Source organism: Sphingomonas adhaesiva (genome assembly GCF_002374855.1).
Classification (GTDB): domain Bacteria; phylum Pseudomonadota; class Alphaproteobacteria; order Sphingomonadales; family Sphingomonadaceae; genus Sphingomonas; species Sphingomonas adhaesiva.
The window spans coordinates 343428-358853 of the sequence record NZ_NWVC01000002.1 but is presented as its reverse complement, the minus strand read 5'-3'; the positions used below and the strand labels follow the sequence as shown (position 1 = coordinate 358853).

Below are 15426 nucleotides of genomic sequence, written 5' to 3'. Positions count from 1 at the left end.
CAGCTTCCGCTGGGGTGACGTAGAAAAAGGGAAAGGTCAGATCGCGTCGTCGCCGCGCTCGCCGGTGCGGATGCGCAGCGCGGTTTCGACCGGGATGACGAAGATCTTGCCGTCGCCGATGCGGCCGGTCTGGGCGGCGGCGGCGATCGCCTCCACCACGCGCTCGGCCAGCCCGTCCTCGACCACGACCTCCAGCTTCACCTTCGGCAGGAAGTCGACGACATATTCGGCGCCGCGATACAGCTCCGTATGCCCCTTCTGCCGGCCGAAGCCCTTGGCCTCGGTCACGGTGATGCCGCTGACCCCGATCTCGTGCAGCGCTTCCTTCACTTCATCCAGCTTGAACGGCTTGATGATCGCTTCGATCTTCTTCACGCGCCTGACGCCCCACCCAGGTGAACTCGACATGCCCCAACCGGCAGCCCCGATTTGTGCATTGCACCGATCGTGCCAGCCGCCGCGCCGAAGGGCAAGGCGGCGACTCGCCCGCGGGCAGCGTTAACTGTTGCTCAACGATTGGGCAGTGGCGCGGCGCGTGCCGGTTTTGGCGGCAGCGGGGGGTATTCAGCCGCGCGTCACGACCGGCGCGCACCGCACCGGAAACGCCACCGATCGCGCGATGAAGCACAGGTGATGCGCACGCTCGTGCAGCGCGTGCGCGACGTCCGCATCGCTGCCCGCCGCGATCGTCACCTGCGGGTTGAGCGTCACCGACACGAACCGCCCGCCGCCATCGGCTTCCTCGATCATCTCGCCCGCGGCATCGTCGTGATAGGCGGTGACGATCACCCCCGCCTCGGCGCACAGCGACAGATACCATAATTGGTGGCACGCGCTCAGCGAGGCGACCAGCAGCTCCTCGGGATTCCAGCGCGCTGCGTCGCCGCGGAACGCCGGGTCGGACGATCCGGCGATCGCATGGTCCTTGCCCGCGCCGCTGACGTCATGTGCGCGCTCGTACCCGCGATAACCCGCGGTGCCGGCGCCGGTGTTGCCGGTCCAGTCGACACGCACGCGATAGTGATGCGTGCGCCCCGCCACGGGTCAGATCCCGCCCGGCGTCGCGGCATGGCCCGCCGCGGCCAGCCGCTCGGCGACGTCGGCCAGGCAGGCGTCGACCGCCGCCTCGTCCGGGCTGCGGACGACGAAATTGGCGCCGGTGCGCCCGTCGCGAAAGAACGGATAGCTGCCGATCGCCACGCCGTCGTGCGCGCGCTCCGCCTCGCGCAGCAGGTCGGCGACCTCGCTTTCGGCGACCCAGCTGCCGATCGTCTTGCTGACGACCGGGCGCCCGCCCTCCAGCGTCCCGGTCAGCGCGTCGAGCATCCCGGCGGTGATATGCGGCACGCCGGCCATGATGAAGATGTTGCCGATGCGGATGCCCGGCGCGCCGCTCATCCGGTTCTCGATCAGCCCCGCGCCCTCCGGCACGCGCGCCATGCGCAGCCGCGCCTCGGTCGCGCCGCCGCGCGTGGCATAGTAACGCTCCAGCACCGCCACCGCCTCCGGATGGTGGATCACACCGACGCCCAGCGCGGCGGCGATCGCGTCGACGGTGATGTCGTCGTGCGTCGGCCCGATCCCGCCGGTGGTAAACAGATAGTCGTTACGCGCGCGCAGCGTGTTGACCGCCTCGACGATCGCTTCCTCGCGGTCGGCGACGACGCGCACCTCGGCCAGGCGGATGCCCTGGACGTTCAGCCATTGCGCGATCTGCGCGACATTCTTGTCCTGCGTTCGGCCGGATAGAATCTCGTCGCCGATCACCACCAATGCCGCGGTCCAGATGCGTTCGCTTGCCATGATGCGGGCATAACCTCGCCATCGCGCGCACGCCACGCTATATCGGTGCGCATGACCGAATATGTGACCGTCACCAGCGATGCGCCGCTCGGGCGCAACGGCGCCATCAAGCTGCATGGCCGCGAAGCCTTTGCGGGCATGCACAAGGCCGGGCGGCTGGCCGCCGAAACGCTCGACATGCTGGTGCCGCACATGGTGCCCGGCGTGACCACGGCGGAGATCGACCGGCTGATCTACGATTTCGTTCTGGCCGGCGGGGGCGTGCCCGCGACGCTCGGCTATCGCGGCTACACCCATTCCAGCTGCATTTCGATCAACCACGTCGTCTGCCACGGCATCCCGGCGGACAAGCCGCTGAAATCGGGCGATATCGTCAATGTCGACGTCACGCCGATCGTCGACGGCTGGCACGGCGACACCAGCCGCATGTACCTGATCGGCGACGTGCCGCTGAAGGCGCGGCGGCTGGTCGACGTCACCTACGAATGCCTGATGATCGGCATCGAGCAGGCGAAGCCCGGCAACCACATGGGTGACGTCGCCAACGCGATCCAGCGCCATGCCGAGGCGCACCGCTATGGCGTGGTCCGCGATTTCTGCGGCCATGGCGTCGGCCGGCTGTTCCACGATGCGCCCGAAGTGGTGCACGCCGGCCGCCCCGGGACCGGGCCTGAATTGCGCCCGGGGATGATCTTCACGATCGAACCGATGATCAACATCGGCCGCCCCGACGTGAAGCTGCTCGACGACGGCTGGACCGCGGTGACGCGCGACCGCTCGCTGTCGGCGCAGTTCGAACATTCGATCGGCATCACCGAGGACGGCTGCGAAATCTTCACCGCCTCCCCCGCAGGGCTGCACCAGCCGCCGTATTGATCCCCGCGTCCCGGTTCGCCTGGCCCCCACGTCACCCCCAGCGAAGGCTGGGGTCTTTATGGGGCGGGCGAAACGGCCGGCAACGGCGAGGCCCCAGCCTTCGGTGGGGCGGACCGAAGGTTGATCACGCGAAGACGCGAAGAAGAAGGGGTTCACGCGGAGGCGCGGAGGCGCGGGGGATGGTCGCCGATCACCCTTGCCGTCGCCGCATCGCAGGGTGGCGATGCAAAGACGCTTCGCGTCGTCGTGCCTCCTCGCCGCGAAATCCCACCTCTTTGCGTCTTCGCGTCTTCGCGTGAACCCAATCCAAACCCGTCACCCCAGCGAAAGCTGGGGTCTCTGCGTGGCGGTCGGGACGGCCGGCAACAGGGAGGTCCCAGCCTTCGCTGGGACGACGGTGTGGCCCCGGCGCATAGCACAGCCGGGAAGAGCGGTTCCCCACGAAGCGTCTCTCATCATGTCCTCGGCCGGTGCCGCCACGACGCCTACGATCGGCCGCAACTCTCCGCGTCTCCGCGCCTCTGCGTGAACCGCTTCTTCTTCGCATGGTCGTGCGCCACGCGGCATCGCCCACCACCGGACGGTGCCAACCCGCCGCGCCGCACCCGGCCGCTACGCCGTCTCCAGCAGCCGCTGCGCCTGCGCGCGCGCTTCGTCGGTGACGGTCGCGCCGGACAGCATCCGCGCGATTTCCTCGCGGCGTTCGTCGCTGTCCAGCGGGCGCACGCCGGTGCGCGTGACCGTCCCGTCGCTCGACTTGGCGATCAGCAGGTGCGCCGCGCCGCGTGCCGCCACCTGCGGGCTGTGCGTCACCACCAGCAGCTGCGTCGCCTCCGCCAGCCGCGCCAGCCGCTCGCCGATCGCGCTGGCCACCGCGCCGCCGACGCCGCGGTCGATCTCGTCGAAGATCATCGTCGCCGCACCGCCGGTTTCCGCCAGCGCGACCTTCAGCGCCAGGATGAAGCGCGACAATTCGCCGCCGCTGGCGATCTTCGCCAGCGGGCCGAACGGCGCGCCGGGGTTGGTGGCGATCTCGAATTCCACGCGATCCTGCCCCGCGGCGGACCAGTCGCGCTCGTCCAGCGGCGCGACGACGGTGCGGAAGCGTGCCGCGTCCAGCTTCAGCGGCGCCAGTTCCCCGGCCACCGCCGCGTCGAGTCGCGCCGCCGCCTCGGTACGGATCGCCGTCAGCGCCTGCGCCGCATCGCGATAGGCCGCGCGCGTCGCCGCGACCCGCGCGTCGAGATCCGCCAGCCCGTTCTCGCCCGCGTTCAGCCGTTCCAGCCGCTCGCGCAATTCCTGTTCCAGCGCGGCCAGGTCGTCGGGCTGGACGCGGTGCTTGCGCGCCATCGCGCGCAGTTCAAACAGCCGCGCCTCGTCCTCCTCCAGCTGGCGGGGATCGTGCATCAGCGCCAGCGCGGCGTCGCGCAATTTCTCCTCCGCCACCGCACCCTCGATCACCGCGCGGTCCACCGCCGCCAGCGCCTCGGCGAGCGCGGGATGGTCGCCCGCGATCCGTTCCAGCACGCGCGCGGCCTGGCGCAGGTGCGTCATCGCGCCCGCGCCGCCCTCCAGATGCTCGGTCACCGCGTCCAGGTCGCTGGCGATCTTCTCGGCGCGCTGCATCGTCCGGCGGCGTTCCGCCAGCGTTTCCTCCTCGCCGGCCTCGGGCGCCAGCGCGCTCAGTTCGGCGACGGCATGTTCCAGCCAGTCGCGATCGCGCTGCGCCGCGGCGATGCCATCGCGGGCGGTCGCCAGCGCCTCCTCCGCCGCGCGCCACGCGGCATGCGCCGCCGCCACCTCGCGCGTGCCGCCGCGCGCATAGGCGTCCAGCAGCGTCCGGTGCCCCGCCGCCGCCAGCAGCCCGCGGTCGTCGTGCTGGCCGTGGATCTCCACCAGCATCCCGCCGATCTCGCGCAGCAGGGAGGCGGAGGCGGGCTGGTCGTTGATGAAGCCGCGGCTGCCGCCGTCGGCCTTGACGATGCGCCGCACGATCAGCGGCTCGCCCGCGTCGATGTCCCAGCCGTTGTCGGCCAGCAGCGCGGTGACCACGTCAGGTGCGTCGAACGTCGCGGTGACGACCGCCTGGTTCGCGCCGCTGCGCACCAGCGCGCTGTCGCCGCGCCGCCCCAGCGCCAGCCCCAATGCGTCGAGCAGGATCGACTTGCCCGCGCCGGTTTCACCGGTCAGCACGCCCAGGCCGGCGCCGAATTCCAGCTCCAGCGCCTCGATCAGCACGACGTCGCGGATGGATAGAGCGGTCAGCATGGCCGCATGCTCCCTAGCCCGAATCGGCGTCCGTGTTGACCCCTTTTGTTCCGCCTGCGCGCGGGCCGCGGCGCCGCGATCAGGGCTGCGACGGCGACGGCGGCGTGGCGGTGCCCGCGCCCGGCGCGGTGCTGCCCGACGGATTGTCGCCGCCGGTGGTCGCCGGGGTGGTGGGGGCGGGGGCGTCCGCCGACGGCGGGTTGGCGGTCGCCTCACCCGGGGTGGACGCGCGCACCGGCTGCGGCACGACCAGCTCGCCCGGCGCCAGCGGCGCGATCGGCTTTGCCGGATATTCCTGCATCAGCTTGTACGCGCGCGCATACCAGTCGCTGCCCGGATAATTGGCGCCCAGCACCGCCGCGGCCTTTTCCGCCTCGCCGCGCACGCCCAGCGCCAGATAGGTTTCGGTCAGCCGCATCAGCGCCTCGGGCGTGTGGGTGGTGGTCTGATACTGGTCGACGACGCGGCGGAAGCGCAGCGTGGCCGACAGCCACTGGCGCCGCCGTTCGTAGAAGCGGCCGATCTCCATTTCCTTGCCCGCCAGATGGTCGCGCACCAGGTCCAGCTTCAGCCGCGCGTCGGCGGCGTAGCGGGTGTTGGGATAGCGGCGCATCAACTCGCCCAACGCATCCTGCGCCTGCGAAGTGATCTTCTGGTCGCGGCTGACGTCGCTGATCTGCTCGTAATAACTGAGCGCGACGAGGTAATAGGCATAAGGCGCGTCGCGGTTGCCCGGGTGGACCGACAGGAACCGCTGCGCGCCCTGGATCGCCTGGGTATAGTCGCGGTTCAGGTAATAGCTGAACGCGCCCATCAACTGCGCGCGGCGTGCCCATACCGAATAGGGGTGCTGACGCTCCACCTCGTCGAACAGCGCGGCGGCTTCCTTGTAGCGGCCCTGGTCCAGCCGCTTCTTGGCCGCCGTGTACAGCGTGCCGACGTCGCGCGCGACATAGGGCAGGTCGCCGCGATTGCGGTTGGTGGCGCAGCCGGCGATGGGAAGCGCGAGCGCGGCGAGAAGCCCCAGCGTGAGCGGGCGGAAAAGGGGGGTACGCATTGACCCGGCTCTTAGCGTAGACAGGCGGGGGCGAACAACGGCTTTTGCGCATCGGGAGCGCGAGCGGCCGTTGCGCGTTGTCGCGACCGTCCGCACCACCTGCCGAACCGAGGAGTTTCCATGCCCGCCACCCTGCTCGCCACCAAGCGCGTCGAGAAGCCGTGGGGGCGCCATCACCTCTATCCCGGCTTCCCCGATCCCGCGCCCGATGCCGAGCCGATCGGCGAGGTGTGGTTCCAGTCGCCGCATCCGGAGGAGCCGGAACTGCTCATCAAATATCTGTTCACCAGCGAAAAGCTGTCGGTGCAGGACCATCCGTCCGATGAGGAGGCGAATAAGCGCGGGCTACCGCGCGGCAAGGACGAATGCTGGACGGTGCTGGCCGCCGAACCCGATTCGACGATCGCGATGGGGCCGCTGGCCCCGATGACGCGCGACGACCTTCGCGCCTCCGCGCTCGACGGCAGCCTGGAGGACAAGCTGTTCTGGAAGCCGGTGAAGGCCGGTGACTTCTATTACGCGCATTCCGGGCTGATCCACGCGATCGGCGCCGGGCTGACCGTGATCGAGGTGCAGCAGAATTCCGACACCACCTATCGCCTGTTCGATTACGGCCGCCCGCGCGAATTGCACCTGGACGATGGCGTCGCGGTCGCCGATCTCGAACCCTATGTCGCGCCGTCCGCTCCCGGGGAGGTCGCGCCGGGGCGTACGATCCTGGTCGAAGGGCCGAAATTCGTGCTGGAACGCTGGACCGGCGGGGATCGCGCGATCGACCTGCCCGCGGGCAAGCAGGGCTGGCTGATCCCGATCAAGGGCACGGGCGTCGTCGCCGGCGTCGAATGGAAGGCGGGCGAATGCGTGCTGGTCGACGGGCCGGAGGCGCTGCATGCCTCGGTCGATGCCGACCTGCTGTTCGCCTATACCGGTGCGGTTCGACTAAGGTAGGGATTGACCCCGATCCCGTCGGCCTTCCACATCGTCGGCCATAATCCTCCCCCGGTGGCTGACAACGTTATCGAACCGCGGGGGGACTATGCAGGGATCCGGCGTGCGCAGCCTCATGAGCTGCCTTGTCGACGTTGATTTGGCCGTGTGTGACGTCGACGACGGCTATGCCGCGGCGATCGGGCGTGCGCGCGACGACGTGATCGGTTGCCATCTGCCGGACCTGATCCATGCCGACGATCGCGCCGCCTTTTCTGAACGGCTGCGTGCGCTGTGCATCGACGGGCGCGGCTTCTCGACGACCGTACGCCTCGCGGGGGACGCGACGCGCCGGGTGTGGCTGACGCACCATGTGTCGCTGCTGCAACTGGGATCGTGGCGCCGCGTGTCGATGACGGTCGCCTATGAGGATGTTCCCCCCGTCGATGACGAACGCCGCGTCCTGAAGCGCGCCGCGGAACGCATCCTGGGCAAGCGCCGGCTCCGCGAACGCTATCTGGGCAGCGCGGTGGTCGGCGAGCCGGCCTTCGACCTGCTGCTGGAACTGTTCGTGCAGGAGGCGGAGGGGCGCGCGGTCTACACCACCAGCGCGGCGGTCGCGTCGGGCGCGCCGCTGACCACCGCGCTGCGCCAGATCGCGATGCTGGTGGAAAGCGGGCTGGTGCGCCGGCTGCCCGATCCGATCGACCGGCGGCGCGTGATCGTGCAACTGACCCCCGATGGGATGCGGACGATGACGGATTATCTGGCCGCTACGCAGCGCGTGTGACGCGCGCGTGGGCGGGCCGTTAAAGCCGCGCTTACCCCCGTGCGGCTAATGCCCCTGCCATGCTGCGCGTACTGACGCTGTCGACCCTGTTTCCGGACGCGACGCGGCCGAACTTCGGCGTGTTCGTCGCGCGGCAGGTCGCTGCGCTGGCAAAGCGCGACGGGGTGGCGGTGCGCGTCGTCGCACCGCTGGGGCTGCCGCCGTGGCCGCTGTCGCGCCACCCGCGCTATCGCGGCTGGGATGCGGTGCCGCGGCGCGAGGTGCGCGATGGCGTCACCGTCGACCGCCCGCGCTTCGGCATCGTGCCGGGTACGGGCGGGCGCTTCCATGTCGCCGCGCTGACCCGCGCGCTGGTGCCGCTGCTCGACGCGATCCGCGCCGATTTCCCGTTCGACGTCATCGACGCGTCGTTCTTCTTCCCCGATGGCCCGGCGGCGGTCGCGTTGGGGCGCCGTTACGGCGTGCCCGTGTCGATCAAGGCGCGCGGGGCCGACATCCACCATTGGGGCCATGCGCCCGCCACCGCCCCGCAGGTGCGCGCCGCCGGCCGCGCCGCCGACGGACTGCTCGCGGTCAGCGCGGCGATGCGCGCCGACATGGCCGCGATCGGCATCCCGGCGGAGCGCGTCCGCGTCCATCACACCGGCGTCGACCTCACCCGCTTCGCCCCCGCCGCCGATCGCGAGGCGCTGCGCGCCGCGCTGGGCATCGCCGGGCCGCTGGTGCTGTCGGTCGGCGCGCTGATCCCGCGCAAGGGGCATGACGTGGCGATCGCCGCGCTCGCCCGGCTGCCCGGCGTCACGCTGGCGATCGCGGGGGAGGGGCCGGAGCGCGCCCGGCTCGCCGCGCTCGCGGCGGCGGCGGGGGTGGCCGATCGCGTCCGGCTGCTCGGCGGGATCGCTCACGACGATCTGCCGCGCTGGTTCGCCGCCGCCGATGTCATGGCGCTGCCCTCGTCGTCGGAGGGGCTGGCCAATGCCTGGGTGGAATCACTCGCCTGCGGGACGCCGATCGTCATCACCGACGTGGGCGGCGCGCGCGATGTCGTGCGCGATCGCGACGCGGGACGGATCGTCGCGCGCGATCCGGCGGCGTTCGCGGGCGCGATCGGCGATCTGCTGGCACATCCGCCCGCGCGCGATGCGGTGCGCGCGCACGCGCTGGGCTTCACCTGGGACGCCAATGCCGAGGCGCTCCACGCGCATCTGGCCGGGCTGGTTCACCTGTATCAGGCGCCGCGCGGTTGATGCCGCGCCACGCGAGGCGCAGAGCGGGGCGATGGACACGCACGACACGGACGACGATCGCTTCGTCGATGCCACGGGGCACCGCTGGACGCCGCTCAGCCCGCTCAGGACCGGGCCGGCCGGGCGCTGCCCGCGCTGCGGCAAGGGGCATATCTTCCGCGGCTTCCTGACCGTGCGCGACGGATGCGAGGTGTGCGGGCTGGATTATTCCTATGCCGATCCGGCGGACGGGCCGGCGGTGTTCGTGCAGCTGTTCGCCTGCATTCCCGGCGTGGTCTTCACGCTGATGCTGCAGATCCTCGCCAGCCCGCCGTGGTGGGTGCACCTGCTGGTCAGCATGCCGGTGCTGATCGTCAGCACCGTCCTGCCGCTGCGCCCGATCAAGGGGTGGCTGATCGCCAGCCAATTCTACTTCCGCGCGCGCGAAGGGCGGCTGATCGACGAGTGAGGCGGTGAGGGGCGGGGGTAGGTCCGCCGTCACCGCGGACGGGTTCGAGACGCCTGCGCCCCCCTCCCGTCATGCCGGACGTGTTCCGGGCATCCACGTTTCCCCGATCGCATCGGTCGTTGCTTTTGAGGCACCACGGACCCCGGCTTTCGCAGGACCTTTGCATAATCCACGCCGTCATGCCGGACGTGTTCCGGCATCCACGTTTCCGCACGCGGACAAGCGCATGATGTCGCGGCACCACGGACCCCGGCCTTCGCGCGGTGACGGAGGGGGAAGCAGAAAAGCCCACCTCAGCGGTCACGAGCACGTCCAACGTTACGAAAGGGCACGCCATCCGCCCACGTCGGCGCCGCCCCTACGCCTCCAGCGGATACAGCGCGGCGGCGATCTGCCGGTCCTCGGCGCGCAGGATGCCCCAGGCGCGCGCGGCGGCGCGGCTGTCCATCGTCTCCACCCCGATCCCGCGTGCCTCCAGCGCGGCGACCAGCGTGCGCGGCGCGCGGCGCAGTTCGGCGCCGGTGCCGATCAGGATGAATTCCAGCGGCCCCGCCAGGATCGGCGCCAGCGCCGCTTCGTCCAGCGCCGCCAGCGCGGGCGGGGACCAGCCGTCGGCGCGCGTCGCCGTCAGCAGCAGCGCGGGATAGACGCCCATCGTCCCGTCGGGCGCATCCACCTTGAACCCGCCCGCGCCGAAGCCGCGGACCAGCGGCCCCGCGGCCGGCCGGTCGCGGTCGACGCGCATCAGGCGCGCGGTGCCACGCGCTCGGCGTCGCCCATGCCGCCGCCGCGCTTCGGCTTGTCGTCCGCCTCCGGCTCGGCACGCAGCCCCAGCGAGATCAGCAGCGAGGACGAGACGTAGATCGACGAATAGGTGCCGACCACGATGCCCAGCACCATCGCCGCGGTGAACCCGCGCAGCACGTGCCCGCCCAGGAACAGCAGAGCGAACAGCGCCAGCAGGATCGTGACCGACGTCATGACCGTACGCGGCAGCGTTTCGTTCACCGACAGGTTGACGATCTCGCGCATCTCCATCTTGCGATAGCGGCGCATGTTCTCGCGGATGCGGTCGTCGATGACGATCTTGTCGTTGATCGAATAGCCGATGATGGTCAGCACCGCCGCGACGATGTTCAGGTCGAACTCGAACTGCGTCAGCGCGAAGAAGCCGAGCGTCATCAACAGGTCGTGCACGATCGCGACGATCGTCGACACGCCGAACTGCCATTCGAAGCGGAAGATCGCGAACAGGCCGATGCCGATGATCGCCAGCACCACCGCCAGCACGCCGTTGCGGATCAGCTCGCCCGACACCTTGCCCGACACGGTCGAATAGCGGCGGAATTCGGCACCGGGGAATTGCTGCGACAGCGCGGCCTCGACCTTGCGCACCGCGGCGTTGGTCGCGCCTTCGTCGCCGCCCTGCTGCACCGGCAGGCGGATGGTGATCGTGCGCGGGTCGCCGAACTGCTGCAGCGACGCCTCGCCGACGCCCTGTGCGTCCACGACGGCGCGCACGCGGTCCAGGTCGGGGCTGGCGGCGAACCGCTCCTCGATCATCAGGCCGCCTTCGAAATCGACGCCGAAGTTCAGCCCCTTGTAGACGGTCAGCCCGACCGCCAGCACGCTGAGCAGCAGCGTCAGGCCGAACGCCCAGCCGCGCAGGCGGACGAAATCGAAATTGGTATCGTCGGGGACGAGCTTGAGCAGTTTCATAGCATTTCACCGTCACCCCAGCGAAGGCTGGGGTCTTTCTCCAACGGGGAGACCCCGGCCTTCGCCGGGGTGACGCGGGGGTGGGCGATCATATGTTGATCGTCTTCGGCTTGGCGCGGCGCAGCCATCCGGCGACGAGCATCCGGGTGAAGGTCACCGCGGTGAACACGCTGGTGGCGATGCCGATCAGCAGCACGACCGCAAAGCCCTTCACCGGGCCGGAACCCAGCACGAACATGATGATGCCCGAAATGGCGTGGGTCACGTTCGCCTCGAAGATCGTGCGGCTGGCTTCCTTGTAGCCCAGCTCCACCGACTGGACGATGTTGCGCCCGCGCCGCCGTTCCTCGCGGATACGCTCGTTGATCAGCACGTTGGCGTCCACCGCCGTACCGATCGTCAGCACGAAGCCCGCGATCCCCGGCAGCGTCAGCGTACCGTTCAGCAGCGCCATGACGCCCAGGATGACGAACACGTTGATGACGACCGCCAGGTTCGCATAGAACCCGAACCGGCCGTAGGTGATCAGCATGAACGCCACCACCAGCGCCACCGCCACTGCGGACGCCAGGATGCCGGCGCGGATCGAATCGGCGCCCAGGTCCGGCCCGACGGTCGATTCCTCCACCACCTTCAGCGCGATCGGCAGCTTGCCCGATCGCAGCGCGATCGCCAGCTGGTTGGCGCTTTCGACGGTGAACCCGCCGTTGATCGCCGCGCGCCCGCCCATGATCGGCTCGTTGATGTTCGGCGCGGAGATGACGCTGTTGTCGAGGATGATCGCGAACGGCTTGCCGACATTTTCCTGCGTCGTGCGCGCGAAGCGGCGGCCGCCCTGGCTGTCGAAGGTGATCGACACCTGCGGCGCGTTGGTCTGCGGCTCGAATTCCTGGCGCGCGTCGGACAGCATGTCGCCGGTCAGGATCGCGCTGCGCCGCACCGCGATGAACGGCACGCCCGACGGATTGTTGGGATAGGGCAGGATCTGGTCGCCCGCCGGTGCCTGGCCGCGCGCCAGCGCCTGCGGATCGGCGGTGGTGTCGACCAGCTTGAATTCCAACTTGGCGGTCTTGCCCAGCAGGTCCTTCAGCGCCTGCGGATTCTGCAGGCCGGGGACCTGCACGACGATGCGGTTGGTGCCCTGACGCACGATCGTGGGTTCGCGCGTGCCCATTTCGTCGATGCGGCGGCGCACCACCTCGGTCGCGTCGCCCATCGCGGTGTCGACCGCCTGCGCCAGCCCGGCGGCGGTGGGGGTCAGTACGAAACGGCTGGTGTCCACCACCTGGATATCCCACTGCCGCTGGCCGGTCATCCCCGCGCCGGTGCCGGTGATCGACAGCAGCCGTTCGCGCGCGGCATCGACCTGCGAGGGGTCGCGCAGCATGAACGACAACTGGCCGTTACGGCTGGAGATGTCGCCGATCTCGATACGCGGGTTCTGGCGGCGCATCTCGGTCTGCACCTGTTCGCGCATCGCCTCGACGCGGGTCGCCGCGACGTCGTTGGTGTCCGCCTCCAGCAGCAGGTAGCTGCCGCCGGCCAGGTCCAGCCCCTTGTTCACGCGCGGCAGATGGATGCCCCACGACTTGGTGACCTCCTCCGGCACGAACGTCGGGATCGACAGCGAGACGAGCGCGATCAGGATCAGCCAGATCCCGGCCACCTTCCAGCGGGGAAAGTCCAGCATGTCAGTCGTTCGCCGGCTTGCCGCCCAGCGGGGTCACTTCCGCCAGCGTCGCCTTGACCACGCGCACCTTGACGTTGGGGGCGATCTCGACCTCGACGATCGTGTCCTCGACGCGGGTGACCTTGCCGACCAGCCCGCCGGCGGTGACAACCGAATCGCCCTTCTTCACGCCCGCGACCGCGGCCTGCAGCGCCTTCATGCGGCTTTGCTGCGGGCGGATCATCAGGAAGTAGAAGACGATGAAGACGAGGAACAGCGGCGCAAGGCCGAGGAAACCGGCAAGACCGCCCGAGGAGGCGGCGCCGGTCGCGGATTGCGCATAGGCGGGAGAGATCAGCATCGGATTCCGTGCATGGCCATGGAGCGGCCGGGGTACGGCCGCTGGAAGGCGTTGCCGCTATCATCGCGCGGCGCGCCGCGCAACGTCGGCGTAATCGCGGCGATCATCCGCTTGCATCCTGCGCGCCCGCGGCGTAGAGGCGCCCCCTCGGTCGGGGCGTAGCGCAGCCTGGTAGCGCATCACACTGGGGGTGTGGGGGTCGCAGGTTCGAATCCTGTCGCCCCGACCAGAGATTTCCTTCCACATCGCCGGATCGCCCGTCGCCGCTCGGCGGCAAGCGCGTTGATTCCGCCGCGTCGGCGCGATACCGCGAACGCGCGTGCCCCCGTAGCTCAGCAGGATAGAGCGACGGTTTCCTAAACCGCAGGTCGTGAGTTCGAATCTCGCCGGGGGCACCACAACCGGGGAAGGGGCGCGGGGATGCAGGCGCGGATACGCGCGGTCGCGCAGGCGGCGGGGCTGGCGATCGGGCTGGGGCTGGCCAGCGTCGCGCTGGCGGCGCTGACCGGCGGGCTGACGGGCAGCTTCCTTGGCCCCGACGAATCGGCGCATTACGTCAACACGCTGTTCATCGCCGACTGGCTGCGCGCCGGAATGCCCGCGCCGATGGCGTTCGCGCGCGATTTCTATGTCCATTATCCCAAGCTGTCCATCGGCCACTGGCCGCCCGGCTGGTATGCGCTGCTCGCCCCCGCCGCGGCGATCTGGTGGCCGGGGGTGGCTACGGCGGCGCTGGCCAGCGCATTCGTCGCCGGGCTGCCCGCGATCCTGCCCGCCTGGGCGCTGGCGCGCGCGGGGGCGTGGCGCGCCGGGCTGGCCGCCGCGATCGCGATGCTCATCCTGCCGCTGGTGGTGGAAAGCGCGCGCGCGTTCCTGCTCGACCAGCCGGTGGCGCTGGTCGCCGGGCTTGCGGCGGTCGCGTGGCTGCGTGCGGCGGAGCGACCCGGCTGGGGCCGCTTCGCGCTGTTCGGCGCGCTGGCCGCGTTCGCGCCGCTGGTGAAGGGCAATGGCGCGCTGGTCGCGCTGATCCCGCCGATCGAGATCGCGCTGTCGCGGCGCTGGCCGCTGCTGCGCGATCCGCGGCTGTGGGCGACGGGCGCGCTGACCGCGCTGGTCGTCGCGCCATGGTACTACGTGTCGTTCCGCATTTCGGCGGGCGGGTTCAACTATGCGCCCGGCCCGGCCTATGCATGGCTGGCGCTGCGCAGCAATGCGGCGGCGCTGCTGGGCCAACTGGGGATCGCGGGCATCCTGCTGGCGCTGATGGGTGCGGCGGGCGGGTGGCGCGATCCGCGCGCTGGGGCGGTGGTGCGGCTGGCGCTGGCCGCGATCGCGGCGACGCTGGCGTTCCAGTCGATCGTGCCGGTGGCGCTCGACGCGCGCTACGTGCTGCCCGCGCTGCCGTGGTGCGTCGCGCTCGCGGCGCTGGGGGTGGTGCGGGCGTGGCGCCACGGCGGCGCGGCGATGCGCGTCGCGGCGATCGCGCTGCCCGGCGTGGCGCTCGCATCGCCGGTGGTGGCGCTGGCGCGGCTGGAGCCGAAGCGCGACATGGCCGCCCCCGCGATCGTCGCGGCAATGCCGGCGGATTCGTCGATCTGGATGGTCGACGGCCGCGCGGGCGGCGAAGGCGCGATCATCGCGCAGGTCGCGCATCGCGACGGCGGAACGCGCGCGACATGGGTGGCGCGCGCATCGCAATGGCTGGCGGGCAGCGACTTCATGGGGCGCGGCTATCACGTCATCGCGCGCACCCCCGATGCAGCGCGCGCCATCCTGGACCGGATCGGCGTGTCCGGAGTGGTGATCGTGCGCGACCGGATGCAGGATCCCTATCCGCACAGCGTGATCCTGCTGCGCGCGGTCCGCCAGGGCGGCTACATCGTCACCCACCACCGCTTCGCGCGCGGTGCGGGCGAGGTGATCGTCGGGCGGCGCGACGGCGCGGCGCTGCCGCATCCCGACGTGCTGGAGGATGCCATCGCATCGGACAATCTGCGCGCGATGACCCGCCCGGCGCGGGGCGACCGCCCGTCACGGCCCGCGCAAGCACCACGGAACCCGTCATCGCGGTAACGCCGCCGATCACGCTACCCGAGGTGAAAGGGGCGCCTCCGCGCTGCGCTTGACGCCGCACCACGCGGTCATGTCGCCGACTACCTGCGGCGAATGGCGGGAAAGTGACGGGAGAAGGGGCGGGAGCGACCGCTCCACCGCCGGGAACGCGCGCCGGCGCAAATGCGCACGGCGCGGGTCCGTGTGCC

At 70.5% G+C, this 15426-nt stretch carries 15 protein-coding genes and 2 tRNA genes; 8 read left to right on the top strand and 9 right to left on the bottom strand.

All coding sequences use genetic code 11. The annotated features are described in order from the left end of the window. Window positions 1-36 precede the first annotated feature (36 nt). The 3 genes from COA07_RS06240 to COA07_RS06230 form a co-directional block, all read right to left on the bottom strand. On the bottom strand, window positions 37-375 hold the full coding sequence (locus tag COA07_RS06240; protein ID WP_066492102.1) for a P-II family nitrogen regulator: 339 nt from the start codon (window positions 373-375) through the stop codon (window positions 37-39). Between the two features lie 189 nt (window positions 376-564). Beyond that, a complete protein-coding gene (locus COA07_RS06235) occupies window positions 565-1041 on the bottom strand; it encodes an OsmC family protein (RefSeq protein ID WP_066713162.1) in 477 nt (158 codons plus the stop codon). A 3-nt stretch (window positions 1042-1044) separates the two neighbouring features. Then, window positions 1045-1803, bottom strand: a complete 759-nt coding sequence (locus COA07_RS06230; protein WP_096640622.1) for a competence/damage-inducible protein A — start codon at window positions 1801-1803, stop codon at window positions 1045-1047. 51 nt (window positions 1804-1854) lie between these two features. Here COA07_RS06230 and map point away from each other — a divergent pair, with 51 nt between their 5' ends. Next, a complete protein-coding gene (gene map / locus COA07_RS06225; RefSeq protein ID WP_066713147.1) occupies window positions 1855-2679 on the top strand; it encodes a type I methionyl aminopeptidase in 825 nt (274 codons plus the stop codon). A gap of 612 nt (window positions 2680-3291) precedes the next feature. Here map and recN read toward each other — a convergent pair. After that, window positions 3292-4947, bottom strand: a complete 1656-nt coding sequence (recN, locus tag COA07_RS06220; RefSeq protein WP_096640620.1) for a DNA repair protein RecN — start codon at window positions 4945-4947, stop codon at window positions 3292-3294. 79 nt (window positions 4948-5026) lie between these two features. Then, entirely contained in the window at window positions 5027-6004 is a 978-nt protein-coding gene (gene bamD, locus COA07_RS06215) for an outer membrane protein assembly factor BamD (protein WP_096640618.1), read from the bottom strand. Between the two features lie 120 nt (window positions 6005-6124). Between bamD and COA07_RS06210 the strand changes: the two genes are divergently transcribed. The 4 genes from COA07_RS06210 to COA07_RS06195 all read left to right on the top strand — a co-directional run bounded on the left by COA07_RS06210 (window position 6125) and on the right by COA07_RS06195 (window position 9416). Then, window positions 6125-6952: a class I mannose-6-phosphate isomerase gene (locus tag COA07_RS06210; protein ID WP_066713197.1), complete on the top strand. Its 828-nt coding sequence runs from the start codon at window positions 6125-6127 to the stop codon at window positions 6950-6952. Window positions 6953-7097: 145 nt separating this feature from the next. Continuing rightward, window positions 7098-7721, top strand: a complete 624-nt coding sequence (locus tag COA07_RS06205) for a hypothetical protein (RefSeq protein ID WP_141396483.1) — start codon at window positions 7098-7100, stop codon at window positions 7719-7721. Window positions 7722-7780: 59 nt separating this feature from the next. Next, window positions 7781-8968, top strand: a complete 1188-nt coding sequence (locus COA07_RS06200) for a glycosyltransferase (RefSeq protein ID WP_096640614.1) — start codon at window positions 7781-7783, stop codon at window positions 8966-8968. A 31-nt stretch (window positions 8969-8999) separates the two neighbouring features. Next, window positions 9000-9416 carry a DUF983 domain-containing protein gene (locus COA07_RS06195; RefSeq protein WP_066713870.1) on the top strand — a complete coding sequence of 139 codons (417 nt, stop codon included), beginning with the start codon at window positions 9000-9002 and terminating at the stop codon, window positions 9414-9416. Between the two features lie 358 nt (window positions 9417-9774). On the opposite strand, the gene COA07_RS06190 is transcribed toward COA07_RS06195, so the two are convergent. The 4 genes from COA07_RS06190 to yajC all read right to left on the bottom strand — a co-directional run bounded on the left by COA07_RS06190 (window position 9775) and on the right by yajC (window position 13165). Then, window positions 9775-10161, bottom strand: coding sequence for an Mth938-like domain-containing protein (locus tag COA07_RS06190; protein WP_096640612.1), 387 nt, complete (start codon window positions 10159-10161; stop codon window positions 9775-9777). After that, complete coding sequence (secF, locus tag COA07_RS06185; protein ID WP_066712973.1) at window positions 10161-11135, bottom strand: protein translocase subunit SecF; 975 nt, start codon at window positions 11133-11135, stop codon at window positions 10161-10163. Before secF ends, COA07_RS06190 begins: the two co-directional genes overlap by 1 nt. Window positions 11136-11223: 88 nt before the next feature. Beyond that, on the bottom strand, window positions 11224-12825 hold the full coding sequence (gene secD, locus COA07_RS06180; RefSeq protein ID WP_066712975.1) for a protein translocase subunit SecD: 1602 nt from the start codon (window positions 12823-12825) through the stop codon (window positions 11224-11226). 1 nt (window position 12826) lies between these two features. Next, on the bottom strand, window positions 12827-13165 hold the full coding sequence (yajC, locus tag COA07_RS06175) for a preprotein translocase subunit YajC (protein ID WP_066712978.1): 339 nt from the start codon (window positions 13163-13165) through the stop codon (window positions 12827-12829). A gap of 152 nt (window positions 13166-13317) precedes the next feature. Here yajC and COA07_RS06170 point away from each other — a divergent pair. The 3 genes from COA07_RS06170 to COA07_RS06160 all read left to right on the top strand — a co-directional run bounded on the left by COA07_RS06170 (window position 13318) and on the right by COA07_RS06160 (window position 15238). Beyond that, window positions 13318-13394: transfer RNA gene (locus COA07_RS06170), tRNA-Pro, on the top strand. A gap of 92 nt (window positions 13395-13486) precedes the next feature. Further along, window positions 13487-13563, top strand: a tRNA-Arg gene (locus tag COA07_RS06165). Between the two features lie 22 nt (window positions 13564-13585). After that, window positions 13586-15238: an ArnT family glycosyltransferase gene (locus COA07_RS06160; protein WP_096640610.1), complete on the top strand. Its 1653-nt coding sequence runs from the start codon at window positions 13586-13588 to the stop codon at window positions 15236-15238. Window positions 15239-15426 lie beyond the last annotated feature (188 nt).

Coding starts and splice junctions, on each gene's coding strand:
- COA07_RS06210 (WP_066713197.1), top strand. CDS start 6,125: ATGCCCGCCACCCTGCTCGCCACCAAGCGCGTCGAGAAGCCGTGGGGG.
- recN (WP_096640620.1), bottom strand. CDS start 4,947: ATGCTGACCGCTCTATCCATCCGCGACGTCGTGCTGATCGAGGCGCTG.
- COA07_RS06200 (WP_096640614.1), top strand. CDS start 7,781: ATGCTGCGCGTACTGACGCTGTCGACCCTGTTTCCGGACGCGACGCGG.
- bamD (WP_096640618.1), bottom strand. CDS start 6,004: ATGCGTACCCCCCTTTTCCGCCCGCTCACGCTGGGGCTTCTCGCCGCG.
- secF (WP_066712973.1), bottom strand. CDS start 11,135: ATGAAACTGCTCAAGCTCGTCCCCGACGATACCAATTTCGATTTCGTC.
- COA07_RS06160 (WP_096640610.1), top strand. CDS start 13,586: ATGCAGGCGCGGATACGCGCGGTCGCGCAGGCGGCGGGGCTGGCGATC.
- secD (WP_066712975.1), bottom strand. CDS start 12,825: ATGCTGGACTTTCCCCGCTGGAAGGTGGCCGGGATCTGGCTGATCCTG.
- map (WP_066713147.1), top strand. CDS start 1,855: ATGACCGAATATGTGACCGTCACCAGCGATGCGCCGCTCGGGCGCAAC.
- COA07_RS06195 (WP_066713870.1), top strand. CDS start 9,000: ATGGACACGCACGACACGGACGACGATCGCTTCGTCGATGCCACGGGG.
- yajC (WP_066712978.1), bottom strand. CDS start 13,165: ATGCTGATCTCTCCCGCCTATGCGCAATCCGCGACCGGCGCCGCCTCC.
- COA07_RS06230 (WP_096640622.1), bottom strand. CDS start 1,803: ATGGCAAGCGAACGCATCTGGACCGCGGCATTGGTGGTGATCGGCGAC.
- COA07_RS06190 (WP_096640612.1), bottom strand. CDS start 10,161: ATGCGCGTCGACCGCGACCGGCCGGCCGCGGGGCCGCTGGTCCGCGGC.